This is a genomic window from Pseudomonas sp. S1(2024), from assembly GCF_046557535.1.
Window position 1 is genome coordinate 1 of record NZ_JBKGFP010000047.1, and the last position, 18,161, is coordinate 18,161.

General features: G+C 64.4%; 12 protein-coding genes, 1 pseudogene and 1 riboswitch. Of the genes and pseudogenes, 12 read left to right on the forward strand and 1 reads right to left on the reverse strand.

The features are described 5' to 3' along the window. The first annotated feature begins 228 nt into the window (after positions 1-228). From ACLCGK_RS12895 to ACLCGK_RS12950, 12 genes and pseudogenes are all read left to right on the forward strand, one after another. Positions 229-1,204: pseudogene (locus ACLCGK_RS12895) on the forward strand (IS110 family transposase). 176 nt (positions 1,205-1,380) lie between these two features. After that, entirely contained in the window at positions 1,381-2,547 is a 1,167-nt protein-coding gene (locus tag ACLCGK_RS12900; protein ID WP_410952132.1) for a DUF1624 domain-containing protein, read from the forward strand. Positions 2,548-2,575: 28 nt separating this feature from the next. Further along, positions 2,576-2,774, forward strand: a riboswitch (cobalamin riboswitch). A 110-nt stretch (positions 2,775-2,884) separates the two neighbouring features. Then, a complete protein-coding gene (locus tag ACLCGK_RS12905) occupies positions 2,885-3,895 on the forward strand; it encodes an ABC transporter substrate-binding protein (protein ID WP_410952133.1) in 1,011 nt (336 codons plus the stop codon). Next, positions 3,895-4,911, forward strand: a complete 1,017-nt coding sequence (locus ACLCGK_RS12910; protein ID WP_410952134.1) for a FecCD family ABC transporter permease — start codon at positions 3,895-3,897, stop codon at positions 4,909-4,911. The genes ACLCGK_RS12905 and ACLCGK_RS12910 overlap by 1 nt, the downstream gene beginning before the upstream one ends. After that, positions 4,908-5,696 carry an ABC transporter ATP-binding protein gene (locus ACLCGK_RS12915; RefSeq protein WP_410952135.1) on the forward strand — a complete coding sequence of 263 codons (789 nt, stop codon included), beginning with the start codon at positions 4,908-4,910 and terminating at the stop codon, positions 5,694-5,696. Before ACLCGK_RS12910 ends, ACLCGK_RS12915 begins: the two co-directional genes overlap by 4 nt. Before the next feature lie 16 nt (positions 5,697-5,712). Beyond that, positions 5,713-7,053, forward strand: coding sequence for an OprD family porin (locus ACLCGK_RS12920; protein WP_410952136.1), 1,341 nt, complete (start codon positions 5,713-5,715; stop codon positions 7,051-7,053). Positions 7,054-7,290: 237 nt separating this feature from the next. Beyond that, positions 7,291-7,770, forward strand: coding sequence for a hypothetical protein (locus tag ACLCGK_RS12925; protein ID WP_410952137.1), 480 nt, complete (start codon positions 7,291-7,293; stop codon positions 7,768-7,770). Between the two features lie 78 nt (positions 7,771-7,848). After that, positions 7,849-9,420 carry a diguanylate cyclase gene (locus tag ACLCGK_RS12930; RefSeq protein WP_410952138.1) on the forward strand — a complete coding sequence of 524 codons (1,572 nt, stop codon included), beginning with the start codon at positions 7,849-7,851 and terminating at the stop codon, positions 9,418-9,420. A 228-nt stretch (positions 9,421-9,648) separates the two neighbouring features. Next, a complete protein-coding gene (locus ACLCGK_RS12935; RefSeq protein WP_410952139.1) occupies positions 9,649-10,425 on the forward strand; it encodes a ParA family protein in 777 nt (258 codons plus the stop codon). Positions 10,426-10,509: 84 nt separating this feature from the next. After that, complete coding sequence (locus ACLCGK_RS12940; RefSeq protein WP_410952140.1) at positions 10,510-10,920, forward strand: DUF2946 family protein; 411 nt, start codon at positions 10,510-10,512, stop codon at positions 10,918-10,920. A gap of 70 nt (positions 10,921-10,990) precedes the next feature. Next, positions 10,991-13,141 (forward strand): TonB-dependent receptor, encoded by a 2,151-nt coding sequence (locus ACLCGK_RS12945; protein WP_410952141.1) that lies wholly within the window; start codon positions 10,991-10,993, stop codon positions 13,139-13,141. A gap of 329 nt (positions 13,142-13,470) precedes the next feature. Beyond that, the gene (locus ACLCGK_RS12950; protein ID WP_410952142.1) at positions 13,471-14,808 is read left to right on the forward strand and encodes an MFS transporter; all 1,338 of its coding nucleotides are present in this window, start codon (positions 13,471-13,473) and stop codon (positions 14,806-14,808) included. Positions 14,809-15,007: 199 nt separating this feature from the next. On the opposite strand, the gene ACLCGK_RS12955 is transcribed toward ACLCGK_RS12950, so the two are convergent. Beyond that, complete coding sequence (locus ACLCGK_RS12955) at positions 15,008-18,154, reverse strand: efflux RND transporter permease subunit (RefSeq protein WP_410952143.1); 3,147 nt, start codon at positions 18,152-18,154, stop codon at positions 15,008-15,010. Positions 18,155-18,161 lie beyond the last annotated feature (7 nt).

An 18,161-nucleotide genomic window follows, 5' to 3' on the forward strand; every position in this document is an offset into this window, starting at 1 on the left:
GGCCTCTTCGCGGGCTTGCCCGCTTGTATGGTTAGACTTGAAGGGGTGGTGGGACTAAATGCCCGAATCTGACTGTTCACAGCAGTACAGACCGTGGGAGACATCGCCCCACCCCTTCCACCAAAGCGCCGATAAAGAATGCATCGTTTGCAAGCGACGATAGAAGCAAGCCAGCGCCTCTTGGTGAAACCCCTTCAAGCCGAAAAACCATAACGTGAGGAGCCGCCCATGGCAATGCAGGTAGGTAAGTTGATCGTGGGTGCGGATGTCGCGAAAGCTGAGCTGGTTATCCACCACGATGATCGTGACGAGATCATCAGGCTGAAAAACTCCAAACTCGAGATCAGAAGGTGGCTCAAGCAACAATCCCTCAACACCGCTATCGCTGTTGAGGCGACCAATGTCTATCACTTGGACCTGGTTGAATTGGCCCACAGCCTAGGCTTCGAGGTCTATGTCATCGATGGTTTTCAATTGAGCAACTACCGGAAAAGTGTTGGAGGACGGGTTAAAACCGACCCCTCAGATGCGCGGTTGCTGTCCCGTTTTTTAAAAAATGAGGGCGAGGACCTTCGCCCTTGGAGCCCGCCTCCCGCTGTCTACGGCAAGCTTCAGAGCCTCTTGCGACGCAGAGCCCTCTTGGTGACTACTCGTACTGCAATGACTCAGAGCTGGGCTAACGAAAGCCTTTTGAAAGCCGCCTTCGAAACTTTTGTGAAGTCGATAGATCGGCTGGATCAGTTGATTCAAAAGAAGATTAAAGAAGTACTGCGAGAAGCTGGGCTGCAGGAACAAGTCGCTCGCTGCCAGGCAGTAGAGGGCATTGGTTTTCTCACCGCCGCAGCATTGGTGATGGTTTTTATAAGGGGCGAGTTCAAAAGCAGTGACTCGTACATTGCATTCCTAGGAATGGATTTACGAGTCAGTGATTCCGGACAGAAAAATGGGCGACGTCGCCTCACCAAGCGAGGTTGTTCAGAAATTCGTCGCTTATTGCACAACGCTGCGATGGCGGCCAGCAGATCGGCAGCCTGGAAAGGGCTTTACGAACAGCATCGGAGCAGCGGTAAAGCAACAACCCAAGCCTTGGTAATCCTGGCAACAAGCCTTGGTAATCCTGGCAAGAAAGCTCGCGCGGGTGGCATTCGCCCTGATGAAAAATCAGGACGAATACGTCACCAAAGGCGGGAAACTGGCTTGCTGAAAACCATAGAATCTCCCACAGGTACTGCACAGATTTCAGAATGGGTGAACTTCCTGTGGGAGCGGGCAAGCCCGCGAAAGGGCCGGTACAGGCCCCACAAAAACAGTTACCAACTCACCACCATTTAGTTATAAGATAACGTTTCAGTTGACATCCATTCCTATCAGCGACCTCCCATGACAAGCGCCAGTGCCACCCCCACCCTGCTCACCCAGCGCCTGCAGAGCATCGACGCCCTGCGCGGCCTGGTAATCCTGTTCATGCTCCTGGACCACGTTCGTGAAACCTTCTTTCTGCACCGCCAGGTCAGTGACCCGATGGCCATTGATACCACCGAGCCCACGCTGTTCTTCAGCCGCACCCTGGCCCACCTGTGCGCGCCGGTGTTCGTCTTGCTGACCGGCCTTTCAGCCTGGCTGTACGGCGAGAAACACCAGGGCCGCGGCGATGTCTCGGCGTTCCTGTTCAAGCGCGGGCTGTTCCTGGTGGTGCTGGAATTCACCCTGGTCAACTTCGCCTGGACCTTCCAGCTGCCGCCCAGCGTCATCTACCTGCAAGTGATCTGGGCCATCGGCGTGAGCATGATCGCCCTGTCGCTGCTGGTGTGGTTGCCACGTGCCGCCCTGATCGCCGTGGGCGCAATCATCATCGCCGGCCACAACCTGCTCGATGGCCTGCACTTCGGGGTCGAATCCGCCCTGCATGTGCCATGGGCGATTTTGCATGACCGGGGTTGGCTGGAGTTCTCCGAAAACCTGCGCCTGCGCACCTCTTACCCGGTGCTGCCGTGGATCGGTGTCATCGCCCTGGGCTACGGCCTGGGCCCTTGGTTCGCCCGCGCGAGCGAGGCCGGCCAACGCCAGCATCGCCTGCTGCTGGCCGGGCTGATCGCGCTGCTGGGCTTTGTCGTGCTGCGCCTGGTCAACGGCTACGGCGAGGCGCCGTGGAGCGTTTACCCAACCGTCTCGCAAACCCTGATGAGCTTCTTCAACATCACCAAGTACCCGCCATCGCTGCTGTTCCTGGCCCTGACCCTGGGCTGTGGCCTGCTGTTGCTGCGCGCCTTCGAACGCGCCGGCCAGGCCCGCTGGATCAGTGCCCTGGCAGTGTTCGGCGCGGCACCGATGTTCTTCTACCTGCTGCACCTGTATGTACTGAAGCTGCTGTACCTGGCCAGCGTGGCGCTGTTCGGCCGCAACCATGGCGACTACTTCGGCTTCGATGGCATCGCCGCGGTGTGGCTGGGGGCAGTGCTGCTGGCAGTTTCGCTGTACCTGCCGGTGCGCTGGTTCGCCCGCCTGAAGGCGCGGCGGCGCGACATCACCTGGCTGAAGTACTTCTGAAAAGCGTTTTCACCCGGCGGCACGATGGTCTACCATGCCGGCCGCCGGTTTCCACCACGGAATCAATAGGGAATCCCAGGCCCGCCAGTTCGGGCCAAACGGAACTGCCCCCGCAACTGTAGGTGCCGAGCCTGCTCCATCAATGCCACTGGGCCACGAACCCGGGAAGGCCGGAGCCAGGCCATGACGCACCAGTCAGGAGACCTGCCGGCCCACATTCACCAACCGGCGGGGTGTCCGGGATTGGCCATCAGTGTTGCCCCTGCCGCCAGCTGGGGCTCGGCGATGCCTGTCCGTGCGTTCCTCACCCGAACTGTCCGATAGGAGATCGCCCAGCATGCTGCCCCGTTTTGCCACCCTGCTCGCCGGCCTCGGCCTTACCGGCCTGGCCCAGGCTGCTGCCACCCACTACCCGCTGACGGTCGACAACTGCGGCAAGCCGCAAACCTTCGCCCAGGCACCGCAACGCGCGGTCACCATTGGCCAGGCCAGTACCGAGATGCTCTACGCGCTGGGGCTGGGCGACAAACTGGCGGCCACCTCGCTGTGGTTCAACAATGTGCTGCCCGAGTATCAGGTGCAGAACGCCAAGGTGCCGCGCCTGGCCGACAACGAGCCCAGCTTCGAGGCGGTAGTGGGCAAACGCCCGCAACTGGTGACGGTGCAGTTCGAATGGATGGTCGGTGCCCAGGGGGCGGTCGCCACCCGCGAACAGTTCGATGAACTGGGCATCCCCACCTACCTGCTGCCATCGGACTGCGAAGGCAAGGACAACCTGGTGGGTGCCGACGGTACTCGCCTGCAGGCGTTTCAGGTCGACACCCTCTACAAGAGCGTCAGCCAGCTGGCGGCAATCTTCGACGTGCAGGACCGTGGCACGGCCCTGAATGCCGAGCTCAGAGGCCGCCTGGACAGTGCCAAGGCGCAACTGGCCGACAAGGACCTGTCCGCCACCTCGGCGCTGTTCTGGTTCTCCAGCGCCGATCTGCACATCGACCCCTATGTGGCGGGCCGCCAGGGGGTCGCCGATTTCATGCTGCGCACCCTTGGCGTGCGCAACGTGGTCGAGTCCAGCGAAGAATGGCCGACCGTAGGCTGGGAAACCCTGGCCAAGGCCAACCCCACCTGGCTGATCATTGCCCGCATGGACCGCCGCCGCTACCCCGCCGACGACTACCAGAAGAAGCTGGCATTCCTGCGTAGCGACCCGGTGACGCGCAACATGGACGCGGTGAAGCACGACCGCATCATAATCCTCGACGCCGACGCCATGCAGGCCGGCATTCGCTTGTTCAGCGGCCTGCAGACGCTGGCCGCCGCCTTCGCCAGCGGCAAAGCAGCCCCGTGATGATGCGCCTGCTACCCTGCATCGCCGTTGCCCTGGCCGCCCTGTTGGCGGCCCTGCTGGCCGGCACCGCCATCGGCGAAACCAACCTGTCGCCCGGCGTGGTCGGCCAGGTACTGGCCAACCACCTGTGGCAGGCCGGCTACCCGGCCGACCCGATCGACGTCGGCATCGTCTGGAACTACCGCCTGCCCCGCACCCTGGTTGCCGCGGCCTGCGGCGCCGGCCTGGCCACCTGCGGCGTGATCCTCCAGGCACTGTTGCGCAACCCGTTGGCCGAGCCTTACCTGCTGGGGCTGTCTGCCGGCGCCTCGACCGGTGCGGTGCTGGTGGGCCTGCTGGGCTTCGGCAGCCTGGCGCTGAGCATGTCCGGCGGTGCGTTCATCGGTGCCCTGGCAGCGTTCGCTTTGGTACTGTTGCTGGCCCGGGCAGCCGGCCCCAGCAGCAACAATGCCCAGGTGATCCTTGCCGGGATCGCCGGCTCGCAACTGTTCAACGCCCTTACCGCCTTCCTCATCACCATGTCGGCCACCGCCGAGCAGGCGCGCGGCATCCTGTTCTGGCTGCTGGGCAACCTCAGTGGCGTACGTTGGCCTTCGGTGTGGCTGGCCGTGCCAGTTGTACTGTTCGGGCTGTTGGTGTGCCTGTGGCATCGCCGTGCCTTGGATGCCTTCACCTTCGGTGCCGACTCGGCGGCGTCGCTGGGCATCCCGGTGCGGCGTACCCAGTTGCTGCTGATCAGCTGCGCGGCGCTGGTGACCGCCGTGATGGTGTCCATCGTCGGCGCCATCGGTTTTGTCGGGCTGGTGATCCCCCATGCCCTGCGCCTGCTGCTCGGCCCCGGGCACAGCCGCCTGCTGCCCGCCAGCGCACTGGGCGGGGCACTGTTCCTGATTGCCGCCGACATCCTGTCGCGCATCTTGATCCCTGGCCAGGTGATCCCCGTGGGCGTAGTCACGGCGCTGCTCGGCGCACCGGTCTTCGCGCTGATCCTGGTCAGCCGCCGGGGGCGCCCATGACGGTCATGACGGCGCTACAGCTGGCCCCCTTGAGTTGCCAGAACCTGGGGCTGCAACTGGCCGGCAACACCGTGCTCAGTGATATCGAACTAGGTGTTGTCGCCGGTGAAACCCTGGGCATCGTCGGCCCCAACGGTTCCGGCAAGTCCTCGCTGCTGAAGGTGCTGGCCGGGCTGCGCAAGCCAGGCAACGGCAGCGTGCAGTTGCTGGGCGAACCGCTGGCACGGTTGCCCCGCCGCCGTGTCGCCCAGGCCTTGGCGCTGGTCGAACAGCAGGCCGACACCCTCGATGCGATCAGCGTGTTCGATGCCGTTGCCCTGGGCCGTACCCCCTGGCTGTCAGCGCTGGCGCCGTTCTCCGGAGAAGACCGCGCGATCGTCGAGCAGGCTCTGGCCGACCTCGACGCCCTGCACCTGCGCGCACGCCTGTGGGGGTCGCTGTCCGGTGGCGAGCGCCAGCGCGTGCACATCGCCCGTGCCCTGGCACAGCGGCCGCAGGTGCTGCTGCTGGACGAGCCGACCAACCACCTGGATATCCAGCACCAGCTGAGCCTGTTGCAACAGGTGCAGGCCCTGCCGGTAACCACCCTGGTGGCCCTGCACGACCTCAATCAGGCGCTCACCTGCGACCGCGTCGCGGTGCTCGACAAGGGCCGCCTGGTCGCCCTCGGCAAACCGCTGGAGGTGCTCACCCCCGAGCGCCTGCTGAACACTTTCGGCGTGCATGCCCACTACCTCATCGACCCCTTCGACGGCGCGCACATCCTGCGTTTGCGCGCCCCCTGAACAGGAAGTTCTGCCTATGCCGCGCCCTGTCGCCCTGCTGCTCGCCAGCGCCCTGCTCGCGCCCCCTGCGCTGGCCGACTCCGCCCAATCGCAAAGCAACGGTTTTGTCGAGGATGGCCGCTGGAGCCTGCTCAACCGCAGCGTATTCGACCAGCGCGACTACAAGCATGGCGGGCGCAACAGTGCCGGGCGCAACGCCTACAAGCCGCGCGATGAACGTAGCGGCAAGGCCGAGGAATGGGCCTATGGCCTGATGGGCACCTTCCGGTCCGGTTTCACCCAGGGGCTGATCGGTGTCGGGGTCGACGCCCACGCTTACCTGGGCGTGCAACTCGACAGCGGTGGCGGGCGCGTGGGCAAGGCACGCTTGCTCGGGGTGGATAACGAGGGGCACCCGAAGAACGAATACAGCCGTGCCGGCGCAGCATTGAAACTGCGCATGGCCGATACCGTGCTGTCCTACGGTGAACAACGGGTCAAGACCCCGGTGTTCAGTTCATCCGACAGCCGCCTGCTACCCGAGACAGCGACCGGGTTCTTCCTTGACAGCACCGAGTTCGACCACCTCAGGCTGGTGGCCGGGCACTTCAACGAAAACGCCGACCGCAATGCTTCCAGCCACGACCAAGGCTTCGTGGTGAACTACTCCAATGGCCGCCAAGGCAACAGCTTCGACCTGGCCGGCGTGGTGTGGAACCCCGGCGCCGCCTTCAGCGGCAGCCTGTACACCTCACGTTACCAGGACAGCTGGAACCAGCATTACCTGGGCAGCACCCTAAGCCATGCCCTGGATGAGCGCCGCAGCCTCACCCTCGACCTCAACCTTTACCGCACCACCGACACCGGCAAGGCGCTGTCCGGGCGCATCGACAACACCACCTGGAGCCTGGTCACGCGTTACGACCATGGGCCGCACGGTTTCAGCCTGGGCTGGCAGCAGGTGGACGGCAACACGCCATTCGACTACGTGACGCGAGGGGCGATCTTCATTGCCAACGCGGTGCAGATGTCGGACTTCAACGCGCCGAACGAAAAGTCGTGGCAGGCGCGCTATGACCTGAACATGGGCGCCTACGGCGTGCCGGGGTTGAACCTGACGGCGTTGTACGTGCGCGGGTTCGATATCGACGGTACCCATGTCGACCCTGCGGGAGGGTATGCCTACCTGGGGTATGGCAAGGGGGGCAAGCATTGGGAGCGCGACCTGGAGGCACGGTATGTGGTGCAGAGCGGCAAGGCCAAAGGCACCGCGTTTTCGCTGCGGCATAACGTGCATCGGGGCAATACGGCACAGGCGGAGCTGGATGGGGACCAGATACGCTTGGCGGTGGAATGGCCGTTGGGGGGTGGGTTCTGATGTTTCGCGTGACCTGAAAAATCCTGGGGCCGCTGCGCGCCCCTTTCGCGACACAAGGCCGCTCCCACAGGTGCAAACAAGGCCGCTCCCACAGGTGCAATGCACCTTCAGAAACCTGTGACGGCCTTGTGGGAGCGGCCTTGTGTCGCGATGGGCCGCACAGCGGCCCGCAAAATCCATCAGGCGACCACAACTGCCGTATAATCGGCAGCACTCACTGCCCAACCAGGCCACACCATGCCTCGCCTCCAGAAGTTGCTGTTGCCCCTGCTGCTGACTGCAGCCCTCACCGCCTGCGACCAGAAACCCTCCCGCGAAGAACAGATCCTGGCCCAGCTGCCGCTGCAGGATGCCTACACGCACAACATCGAGCGCATGGCCGCGCTGCTCGGCCGCACGCACCCGCAGCTGTCGCAGGCGACCATCCAGGGCGTGCTGCGCAAGCACCTGACGGTCGAGGACCAGCGCCAGGACCTGTTCCGCCTGTACAGCGAAAAGAACTTCAGCGATGCCGAGTTCGCCACCATCATCGAGGCCACCCAGGACCCGGCGAAGGCCCGCGCCCTGGAAGACACCGAGGCCGGCAAACGCCTGAGCGAGAAGCTCACTGCCCTGATGCGCGAATCGGCCCGCGACGCAAAGGTGCAGGCCTTGGCGCAGCAGCGCATGCAACAGGTTGAAGACGAGCTGGACGCGCTGGAAAACGCAGGCTCCTGAACGCAGTTCCCCACTGCGCCCATAACGCGTAATGTTGCCAACATTTCGTAGCCGGTTTTTGATCACTCGAGGTCAGGATTGCCACACACCAAGCACGGACTGCGCCTGGATCTACGCACACTCATTCTGGTGCTTTGCGCCCTTACCGCCGTGGTGATGCTGTGCGCCAGCTATTTCGCCAGCTACCGGGTGCAACGCCAATTGCTGATCGACCACGCCCTGGAAGCCAACCGGGTGTATGCGATGAAGCTGGCCAGCATTACCGAGACTTTTATCGGCAACGCCTTGCAACAGCTGTCGTTCAGCGCGGGCGTGCAAGGCCGCCAGCTGGGTGACGCCGTCGCCCTGCAGGCGGAGGCCGAGCGTGTCCTGAGCCAGAGCATGGCCTTCAATTCCACGTTCGTGATCGATGCCAACGGGGTGCTGCTGGCGGTTTCTCCCGCCCCCTTGCGGCACCTGGTCGGCAGGCACATGCATTCTCCCGGTGTCCAGGAGGCGCTACAGGCGCGCCGCCCACTGGTGTCGACGCCCTACATTTCGGCGGCCAACAACCTGGTGGTGGCGCTGTCGCAACCCATTTACGACAGCAACGGCCGCTACCTGGGGTATGTCGGCGGCAGCCTGTACCTGCGTGAACACAACATTCTCAACAGCCTGCTGGGCGAGCATTTCTACAAGGACGGTTCCTACCTGTACGTGGTCGACCGCAACCGCCGTCTGCTTTACCACCCCGACAGTCAGCGGGTGGGTACGGTGGTTGAGGGCAATGCACTGATCGACCAGCTGGCGGGCCTGGGCAATGGTACCCGGCAATTGACCAACAGCCTCGGCGTGGAAATGCTCGCCGGATACGCCACCGTGCCCAGCGCCGGTTGGGGCGTGGTGGCACAGCAGCCGCTGACCCAGACGGTGATGCCACTGAGCCATCTGATCCTCAACGTGGTCGGCACCTCGGCGCCGTTGGCACTCGTGGGCAGCATGCTGCTGTGGTGGCTGGCCATGACCATCGCTCGGCCGCTGTGGCAGCTGGCCGCCGGCGCCCGCTCGATGGATCGGGCCGGCACTGCCGAACGCCTGCATCGGGTACCGGCCTGGTATTTCGAGGCGGCCGAGTTGAAGCGTGCGCTGCTGTTCGGGCTGAACCTGCTGCATGAGCGCATCGGTCGGCTCAATCGCGACGCCCAGACCGACCCGCTGACCGGCCTGGGCAACCGCCGCAGCCTGGAGTTCAGCCTTTCGCTGCTGGAAGCCGAGGGCCGGGCGTTTGCGGCCATCGTGCTGGATGTCGACCATTTCAAGCGGGTAAACGACTGCCACGGGCACGAGGTGGGTGATCAGGTGTTGCGCCGGTTGGCGGAGCTGATGCGCCGCTGCTGCCGCGAGGGTGACCTGCTGTGCCGCACCGGCGGCGAGGAGTTCCTGATGCTGCTGCCAGGGGCTAGCCTGGACGTTGCGGCAGCGGTGGCCGAGCGGCTGCGGCTAACGGTGCAGGATACGCCGGTGGAGCCGGTGGGCGCGGTGACGGTGTCGCTGGGGGTGGCGCATTGGGATGGCGAGGCCGAGAGCGAACCGGGGGATGCGTTCAGCGAGGCTGACCGGGCGCTTTACCGGGCCAAGCAGGAGGGGCGCAATCGGGTGGCTGTTGCCTGAACGCCCTTGCTTGCCTGTTCCGGCCCTTTCGCGGGCACGCCCGCTCCCACAGATGATGCGCCACCCTTGGGGGCAACAGAGTTCCTGTGGGAGCGGGCATGCCCGCGAAAGGGCCGGAACAAACAATAATGAATGGGCAGGTTGTAACATTCATTGTCATGAAACTGTCTTGTTTCAGTCATAGGATTGACCCCAACCTGACATTTTCACTTCATGGATGAACGTCTGATGCGTCGTGTGGTTTTCAATCAGAAAGGTGGCGTCGGCAAGTCCAGCATCGCCTGCAACCTGGCCGCAGCCAGTGCCGCCGAAGGCTATCGGACCTTGCTGGTTGACCTCGACCCGCAGGCCAATGCCACCTACTACCTGACCGGGCTGGTCAATGACGCCATTCCTTCCGGCATCGCCGATTTCTTCCGCCAGACCTTGTCGCCGGTCACCGCTGCCGGCAAGAAGCACCGGGTGGCGATCACCGAGACCCGCTACCGCAACCTGCACCTGGTCACCGCCAGCCCCGACCTCAGCGACCTGCAAGGCAAGCTGGATCGCAAGTTCAAGATCAACAAGCTGCGCAAGCTGCTGGTGGAGCTGGGCGAGGACTACGAGCGGATCTACATCGACACACCACCGGCGCTCAACTTCTATACCTTCAGCGCGCTGGTAGCAGCCGAGCGGCTGTTGATTCCGTTCGACTGCGACAGTTTCTCGCGCCAGGCCCTGCACAACGTCATGGCCGAGGTCGAAGAACTGCGCCAGGACCACAACCCGGCGCTGCTGGTGGAAGGTGTTGTGGTCAACCAGTTCGCCGAGCGCACCGCACTGCACCAGACCCTGGTCGAGCAATTGCGCAGCGAGGGCATGCCGGTGCTGCCGGTATACCTTAGCCATTCGATCAAGATGCGTGAGTCGCACCATGCCTCGGTGCCGCTAGTGCACCTGGCGCCGCGGCACAAATTGGCGCTGGAGTTCGTCGATTTGCTGGATGTACTGGAGCGTGCGGCCTGACAGAACCCTGGGGCGCAAAGCGCCGCAAAAATATCAAGGCCGAAGCACTACCCGACCGTTCGTCCGGGTGGTAGATTCGCCGCCATGAAAACCACCCGGCACACCCGCACGCTGACCGCCTGGACGCTCTACGCCAGCGTCCTGTTCAGCCTGGTTCTGTGTGGCCTGCACCATGGCAAGATGGGTGGCCTGCGCCTGGCCGGCCTGGAAGGCGGTTTCTGCTCGATCAACAGCGAACACGGCGTAGCCATCGACCTGGAAGGCGCTGGCGGCGACCAGCACATGGCCCAGCTCGATTGCCCGGTGTGCTCCTCGTTCGGCCTGGCCGTGCCGCTCAGCAGCAGCGGCTGGTCGTTCACCCCGGCGCAAGCCGTGGCCACCTCGCCCATCGTGGTGCGCAGCTGGGCGCAACCGCCGCCGCGTTATCAACGCCCCGCCCTCAACCCCCGCGCCTCCCCTGCCACCTTCCCCGCAGCCGTACCTCATTTCGCCTGACCTCAGCCGGGCGCGCCTGACTGTGCGCGTTCGCGGTCAGCCATGACCTTTGCGTGGAAGACACACCAACATGCTTCGCAAAACCTCCCTGGTGCTCCTCATGGGCACCTGCAACCTTGCCTGGGCGGATGCTGCCCCGGTAGAACTGAGCGCCACCACCATCGACGGTGAACGCGACGCCGCCAGCGGCGTGCAACTGGACGAGCCGATCCGCACTGGCTCGCGCCTGGGCCTCACCGCGCGGGAAACGCCAGCCTCGGTCAGTGTCTCGGACCGCCGCCTGATCGAAGAGCGCGGCGCCAAGGACAGCCAGGACGTGATCAACGCCATGACCGGCGTCAACGCCTCGGCCAACCCGGGCTTTGGCGGCTTCGTCGCCTACCGCGGCTTCACCCAGAACCAGGTCACCCAGTTGTACAACGGCATCAACCTGGGCTACAGCAGCGCCACCCGGCCAGTGGATGCCTGGGTACTCGACCGCGTCGAATTGATTGGCGGCCCGTCGTCGTTCCTGCATGGTGCCGGTGCTGTCGGCGGCTCGATCAACTACATCACCAAGTTGGCCAGCCGCGATCAGCAGACCATCGACGGCCGTATCCGCCATGGCAGCTTCGACGACAGCGAAGTGGCGTTCGGCATCAACCAGGCTCTGGCCAGCAACCCCGCCGATGCCCACCACTTCATGCGCCTGGACTTCAGCCGCGGGCATGGCAACGGCTACATCGACCGCAACGAACGGCACACAGACAGCCTGGCTTTTTCGTTGCTGAGCGACCTCACGCCCAACCTCACCCACACCCTGGCCCTGGAATACCAGGAAGACCGCGAAGACAGCCCTTACTGGGGCTCGCCGATCCTGCCCGGGCGCAGCACGATGAAGATCGACAACAGCCGTCGCTTCGAAAACTACAACGTCGGCGACGGGCGCTATGAGCAGCGGGTACGCTGGCTACGCTCGATCCTCGACTACCAGCTCAGCGACAGCACCAGCGTGCAGAACACGCTGTACCACTACAACGCCCAGCGCGACTACCGCAACCTCGAACGCTACAGCTACACCAGCGATGGCAAGGTACGACGCAGCAGCCCTTACCTGCAGCGCCACGACCAGAACCTGCTGGGCGACCGCATCGAGCTGCGCCACGACAACCAGCTGTTCGGCCTGGCCAGCCAGTGGTCGCTGGGGCTGGAGTACTCGCTCATGCGCCAGACCCTCTACCCCACCTCGAGCAGCTGGAGCGACGTGGTCGATGCCGAGCACTTCGCCCCCGGCAGCTTCGACGACATCCCCGGGGTGAATGCCGGCCTGACCAAGCAACGCCGTCACGAGGTGACCAACCGCGCGGTGTTTGCCGAAAACCGCCTGCAACTCACCGAACGCCTGGCCCTGCTGACCGCCCTGCGCTACGACTACCTGGACATGCAGGTGACCAACTACGGCGCAGTGACGCCAACCTCGCCGGCGTTCTTCGAACGCCGCTGGGAACCGCTTTCCGGGCGTATCGGCCTGACGTATGCGCTGACCCCGTCCGCCAGCGTCTATGCGCAGTACAGTACCTCTGCCGACCTGCCGGCAGGCTCGCTGGCGGCGGCGACCTATTCCAACGTCGGGATGTTCGACCTGTCCAAGGGCGAGCAGTGGGAAGTGGGCAGCAAGTTCGACTTTCTCGACGGGCGCGGTGCGGCCACGCTGGCGCTGTACCAGATCGTGCGCAAGGACTTTGCCGTGCGCGACTCCAACGACGCCAACCTCACGGTCCAGGCAGGGCAGCAGACCTCCCGCGGCGTCGAGCTGTCCGGGCGCCTGCAGGTGACGCCGAAGCTGCTGGCCGAGGCCAACTATGCCTATGTCGATGCGCAGTACGACGAGTTCAACGAGGCGGTCAACGGCGTGTCGGTATCGCGCAAGGGCAACGCACCGGTGAACGTACCGGCCAACGTCGCCAACCTGTGGCTGACCTACAGCCTGACCCCGGCGTGGTCGGTGGGGGCAGACGGGCGCTACGTGGGCTCGGTGTATGCCGACAACGCCAACAGCCTCAAGGCCCCGGCGTACACCCTGTTCGGCGCGTTCGCCCGCTACCGGCTGGATGAACACACCACGCTCACCGGTCGGGTACGCAACCTGACCGACGAGGTGTATGCCAAGCAGGCCTACAACAGCCAGTACTACATGGGGCCGCCGCGCACCTTCGAACTGGCGCTGGACATGCGTTTCTAAGCGCATGACCTGTCTTGCATGAACATCCCGGCCTGCATTGGCTCTTGTGGGAGCGGCCTTGCGTCGCGAAAGGGCCGCAAAGCGGCCCCGGCGATGTCAGTGGCGAAGCTGCAATCGAGGGGCTGCTGCGCAGCCCTTTCGCGACACAAGGCCGCTCCCACAGTGGACCGTGCCAAGCGAACAGCTCGCGGTTGAATCAGGTATCTTGAGGTCGCCCTCGACAAAGCGTCCTCCAGCACCCGGCGATCTACTGGCAAGCACAACAATGATGGCGCTGCACGACAGCGCCACTTTCATCATGCCTGCCAATGGAACCGGAGAGCACTCGCATGCCCACACCTCACGAGGTATCCCCCGCCACCCTGCGCCGGGTGATCGCCGCCTCGGCCATCGGCAATTTCGTCGAATGGTTCGACTTCGCCGTCTACGGCTTTCTCGCAACCCTGATCGCCAGCCAGTTCTTCGCCAGCGAAGACGCCAGCGTGGCCTTGCTGAAGACCTTTGCGGTGTTCGCCGTGGCCTTCGCCCTGCGCCCGCTGGGCGGCATCGTGTTCGGCGCGCTGGGTGACCGCCTGGGGCGCAAGCGCATCCTGTCGCTGACCATCCTGCTGATGGCCGGCTCCACTACCCTCATCGGCCTGCTGCCGACCTACGCCAGCATCGGCCTGGCAGCCCCCGCGCTGCTGACCCTGGCGCGCTGCCTGCAGGGCTTTTCTGCCGGTGGCGAGTATGCCGGGGCCTGCGCCTACCTGATGGAGCACGCGCCCAACGACAAGCGCGCCTTCTATGGCAGCTTCGTGCCGGTGTCGACCTTTTCCGCCTTTGCCGGCGCGGCGGTGATCGCTTATGGCCTGGAAGCCAGCCTGTCGGCCGAGGCGATGAATGCATGGGGTTGGCGCATCCCGTTCCTGATCGCTGCGCCGTTGGGGCTGGTCGGCCTGTACCTGCGCTGGCGCATGGAAGAAACACCGGCGTTCCGCGAAGCCATCGCCCAAGGCAAGGAGCATGAACATTCGCCGCTCAAGGAAACCCTGCGCAACCATGGCCGGGCTATCCGCAACCTGGGGGCTTTCATTTCGCTGACCGCGCTGTCGTTCTACATGTTCACCACCTACTTCGCCACCTACCTGCAACTGGTCGGCAACCTGACCCGCGCGCAATCGCTGCTGGTAACCACCGTGGCCCTGCTGTTCGCCGCAGTCGGCTGCCCGCTGGCCGGAGCGTTCTCGGACCGCGTGGGGCGACGCAAGACCATCGGCTTTACCTGCCTGTGGGTGATGCTGTGCGTGTTCCCCGCGTACTGGCTGGCCAGTTCCGGCTCGATGCCCGGTGCACTGCTGGGAGTGATCCTGCTGGCGGTGGGAGCGCTGTGCAGTGGCGTGGTCACGGCGGCATTGCTGTCGGAAAGCTTCCCCACCCGCACCCGCTATACCGCTTCGGCAATTACCTACAACGTGGCCTATACGCTGTTTGGCGGCACTGCGCCGCTGGTGGCGACCTGGCTGATCGGGCAGACCGGCAGCAGCCTGGCACCGGCGTTCTACCTGGTGGTGATTGCGCTGGTGGCGTTGGTGGGTGGGTTGGCCTTGCCGGAGACTTCGCGGATTTCGTTGCATGATGAGGCGGGAACGGAGAGCGCGCGGCCCGGAGCCCGTAGTACCGTTTGATATTTTGGGGGCTGCTTTGCAGCCCTTCGCGGGGGGGGGGGGGGGGGGGCCGGACAGCAAAAAAAAAAAACAAACAAAAACACCCACAGAAAAAAGAGGACTTGCCCGCTCCCACAGGGATCGCGCAAACCATGGGTTCAGCGACACACCTGTGGGAGCGGGCAAGCCCGCGAAGGGCTGCAAAGCGGCCCCAAAACGCTCAACCCTCCTGCACCTCTTCCCGCCGATACGCCCACTGATACAACGCAGGCAACACCAGCAAGGTCAGTGCGGTGGACGACAGAATCCCGCCAATCACAACGGTCGCCAGCGGCCTTTGCACCTCGGCCCCGGTCCCGGTAGCCAAGGCCATCGGGATAAACCCCAGCGACGCCACCAGTGCCGTCATCAGCACCGGCCGCAAGCGCGTCAGCGCACCCTCCTCGACTGCCGCCCGCAGCGTGCGCCCTTCTTCCCGCAGGCCACGGATAAAGGCGATCATCACCAGCCCGTTGAGCACCGCCACCCCCGACAAGGCAATGAACCCCACGCCAGCGGATATGGACAACGGAATGTCGCGCAACCACAGCGCCAGCACCCCGCCGGTAAGGGCGAACGGGATGCCGGTGAACACCAGCAGGCCATCCCTGAGGTTGTTGAACATCATTAGCAACAGCGCCATGACCAACAGCAAGGCCACCGGCACCACCACCTGCAGGCGCTCGGCCGCCGACTGCAGCTGCTCGAACTGGCCACCCCAGCGGGTCCAGTAACCCGGCGGTATCTGCACCTGCTGGATCAGCGTCTGTTCTGCCTCCTCGACGAACGAGCCTAGGTCACGCCCGCGCACGTTGGCACTGACCACCACCACCCGCTTGCCATCCTCGCGGCTGACCTGGTTCGGCCCCAGCTGCAGGTTCAGCGTGGCTACCTGCGACAGCGGAATGAAGCCGATTTGCCCGGCACCCGCAGCAGCACTGGCCGGCACCGGAATCAGCAGGCTGGCCAGCCCGTCGACATCGGTGCGCAGGGTTTCCGAAAGGCGCACCACCATGTCGAAACGGCGGTCACCTTCGTACAGCGTGCCGGCCGTGCGGCCACCCACGGCAATGGCAATGGCGTCCTGCACATCGCCCACGTTCAGGCCATGGCGGGCCGCCTTGTCGCGGTCGATATCGATGGTCAGCACCGGCAGGCCGGTAGTCTGCTCGACCTTTACCTCGGACGCGCCCGGCACGCCTTGCAGGCTGCTGGCGATCTGCGCTGCGGTGCGGTTGAGCACGTCCATGTCATCACCAAACAGCTTCACCGCCACATCGCTGCGCACCCCGGAAATCAGCTCGTTGAAGCGCAGCTGGATCGGCTGCGACAGCTCGTGGTTGCTGCCCGGCACGCTGGCGGCGGCACGTTGTACCTCGGCGATCAGCTCATCACGCGGCTTGCCCGGGTCGCCCCATTGCTCACGCGGACGCAGCATCACATAGGCGTCGGAAATGTTCGGCGGCATCGGGTCGGAGGCGATCTCGGCGGTGCCGGTGCGGGCGAACACCCGTTCCACTTCCGGCACCTGGGCGATGATCGCCTGTTCCAGGCGCTGCTGCATGTCGACCGACTGCGACAGGCTGGTGCCCGGCACGCGCAGGGCCTGCAGGGCAAAGTCGCCTTCGCTGAGGCTGGGGATGAACTCGCTGCCCATGCGGCTGGCCATCACCCCGGACAACAACACCAAGGTAGCGGCGGCAGCGAATGCCAGCTTGCGCCGGCCCAGCACCCAGGCCAGCACCGGGGCATAACGCCGACGCGCCGTGCGCATTACCAGGCCCTCCTCTTCCTTGACCTTGCCGGTGACGAACAGGGCAATGGCCGCCGGCACGAAGGTGACCGAGAGGATCATGGCACCAAGCAGGGCGATGACCACGGTAAAGGCCATAGGGTGGAACATCTTGCCCTCCACCCCGGTCAGGGCAAAGATCGGCAGGTACACCACCATGATGATCAGCTGGCCGTAGATCAGCGGCCGGCGCGCCTCACGGGCGGCAGCGAACACTTCATGAAAGCGCTCGGTGCGGGTCAGCATGCGGCCATGGCGTTGCTGGGCGTGGGCCAGGCGGCGGATGGCGTTTTCCACGATCACCACCGCGCCGTCGACGATGATGCCGAAGTCCAGTGCGCCCAGGCTCATCAGGTTGGCGCTGACCTTGTTGCTGAACATGCCGGTGAAGGTAAACAGCATCGACAACGGAATGACCATGGCGGTGATCAATGCAGCGCGGATGTTGCCCAGGAACAGGAACAACACGGCGATGACCAGGATGGCGCCCTCGACCAGGTTCTTCTTCACCGTGGCGATGGCCTTTTCCACCAGGTTGGTGCGGTCGTACACCGTCACCGCGACCACGCCCTTGGGCAGGTTGCGGTTGATCTCGACCAGCTTGGCGGCGACCGCCTGGGCCACTGTGCGGCTGTTCTCGCCAATCAGCATGAACACCGTGCCCAGCACCACTTCCCGGCCGTTTTCGGTGGCCGCGCCCGAGCGCAGCTCTTCGCCCAGGCCGACCTGGGCAACATGGCTGACGCGGATTGGCGTGCCATCGACACTGGAGATGACGATATTGGCGATGTCCTCGGCCGACGCCACCTGGCCTGGCGCGCGAATCAGCAACTGCTCGCCATTGCGCTCGATGTAGCCGGCGCCGACGTTGGCGTTGTTGCGCTCCAACGCCGCGATCAGGTCGTTGAGGGTGAGTTTGTAGGCTGCCAGGCGCTTGGGCTCCGGCGCAATCAGGTACTGCTTGGCATGGCCACCGATGCTGTTGACCTCGGCCACCCCGGGCACGTTGCGTAACTGCGGCTTGATGATCCAGTCCTGGATTACCCGCAAGTCGGTCGGGGTGTAGGGTGTGCCGTCCTCCTTCAGCGCGCCCTGCTCGGCTTCCACCGTCCACAGGAAGATTTCACCCAGCCCGGTGGAAATCGGCCCCATGCCCGCTTCGATGCCGGCGGGCAACTGCTCACGCGCCACTTGCAGGCGCTCGTTGACCAGTTGGCGGGCGAAGAACAGGTCGGTGCCGTCGTCGAAAATGACCGTGACCTGCGACAGGCCCGAGCGCGACAGCGAGCGGGTCTGCTTGAGCCCGGGCAGGCCGGCCATGGCGGTCTCGATGGCGAAGGTGATGCGCTGCTCGGTCTCCAGCGGCGAATAGCCGGGCGCGGCGGTATTGATCTGCACCTGGACGTTGGTAATGTCCGGTACAGCGTCGATCGGCAGTTTCTGGTAGCTGTGGATACCCACCGCGGCCATCAGGACCACGGCCAGCATCACCACCAGGCGCTGCTCGATGGCGAATTGGATCAGGCGTTCGAACATGCAGGTG

Excerpts from the sequence above, each read along its gene's own strand:
- ACLCGK_RS12900 (WP_410952132.1), top strand. The coding sequence starts at position 1,381 with ATGACAAGCGCCAGTGCCACCCCCACCCTGCTCACCCAGCGCCTGCAG.
- ACLCGK_RS12905 (WP_410952133.1), top strand. The coding sequence starts at position 2,885 with ATGCTGCCCCGTTTTGCCACCCTGCTCGCCGGCCTCGGCCTTACCGGC.
- ACLCGK_RS12910 (WP_410952134.1), top strand. The coding sequence starts at position 3,895 with ATGATGCGCCTGCTACCCTGCATCGCCGTTGCCCTGGCCGCCCTGTTG.
- ACLCGK_RS12915 (WP_410952135.1), top strand. The coding sequence starts at position 4,908 with ATGACGGTCATGACGGCGCTACAGCTGGCCCCCTTGAGTTGCCAGAAC.
- ACLCGK_RS12920 (WP_410952136.1), top strand. The coding sequence starts at position 5,713 with ATGCCGCGCCCTGTCGCCCTGCTGCTCGCCAGCGCCCTGCTCGCGCCC.
- ACLCGK_RS12925 (WP_410952137.1), top strand. The coding sequence starts at position 7,291 with ATGCCTCGCCTCCAGAAGTTGCTGTTGCCCCTGCTGCTGACTGCAGCC.
- ACLCGK_RS12935 (WP_410952139.1), top strand. The coding sequence starts at position 9,649 with ATGCGTCGTGTGGTTTTCAATCAGAAAGGTGGCGTCGGCAAGTCCAGC.
- ACLCGK_RS12940 (WP_410952140.1), top strand. The coding sequence starts at position 10,510 with ATGAAAACCACCCGGCACACCCGCACGCTGACCGCCTGGACGCTCTAC.
- ACLCGK_RS12945 (WP_410952141.1), top strand. The coding sequence starts at position 10,991 with ATGCTTCGCAAAACCTCCCTGGTGCTCCTCATGGGCACCTGCAACCTT.
- ACLCGK_RS12950 (WP_410952142.1), top strand. The coding sequence starts at position 13,471 with ATGCCCACACCTCACGAGGTATCCCCCGCCACCCTGCGCCGGGTGATC.
- ACLCGK_RS12955 (WP_410952143.1), bottom strand. The coding sequence starts at position 18,154 with ATGTTCGAACGCCTGATCCAATTCGCCATCGAGCAGCGCCTGGTGGTG.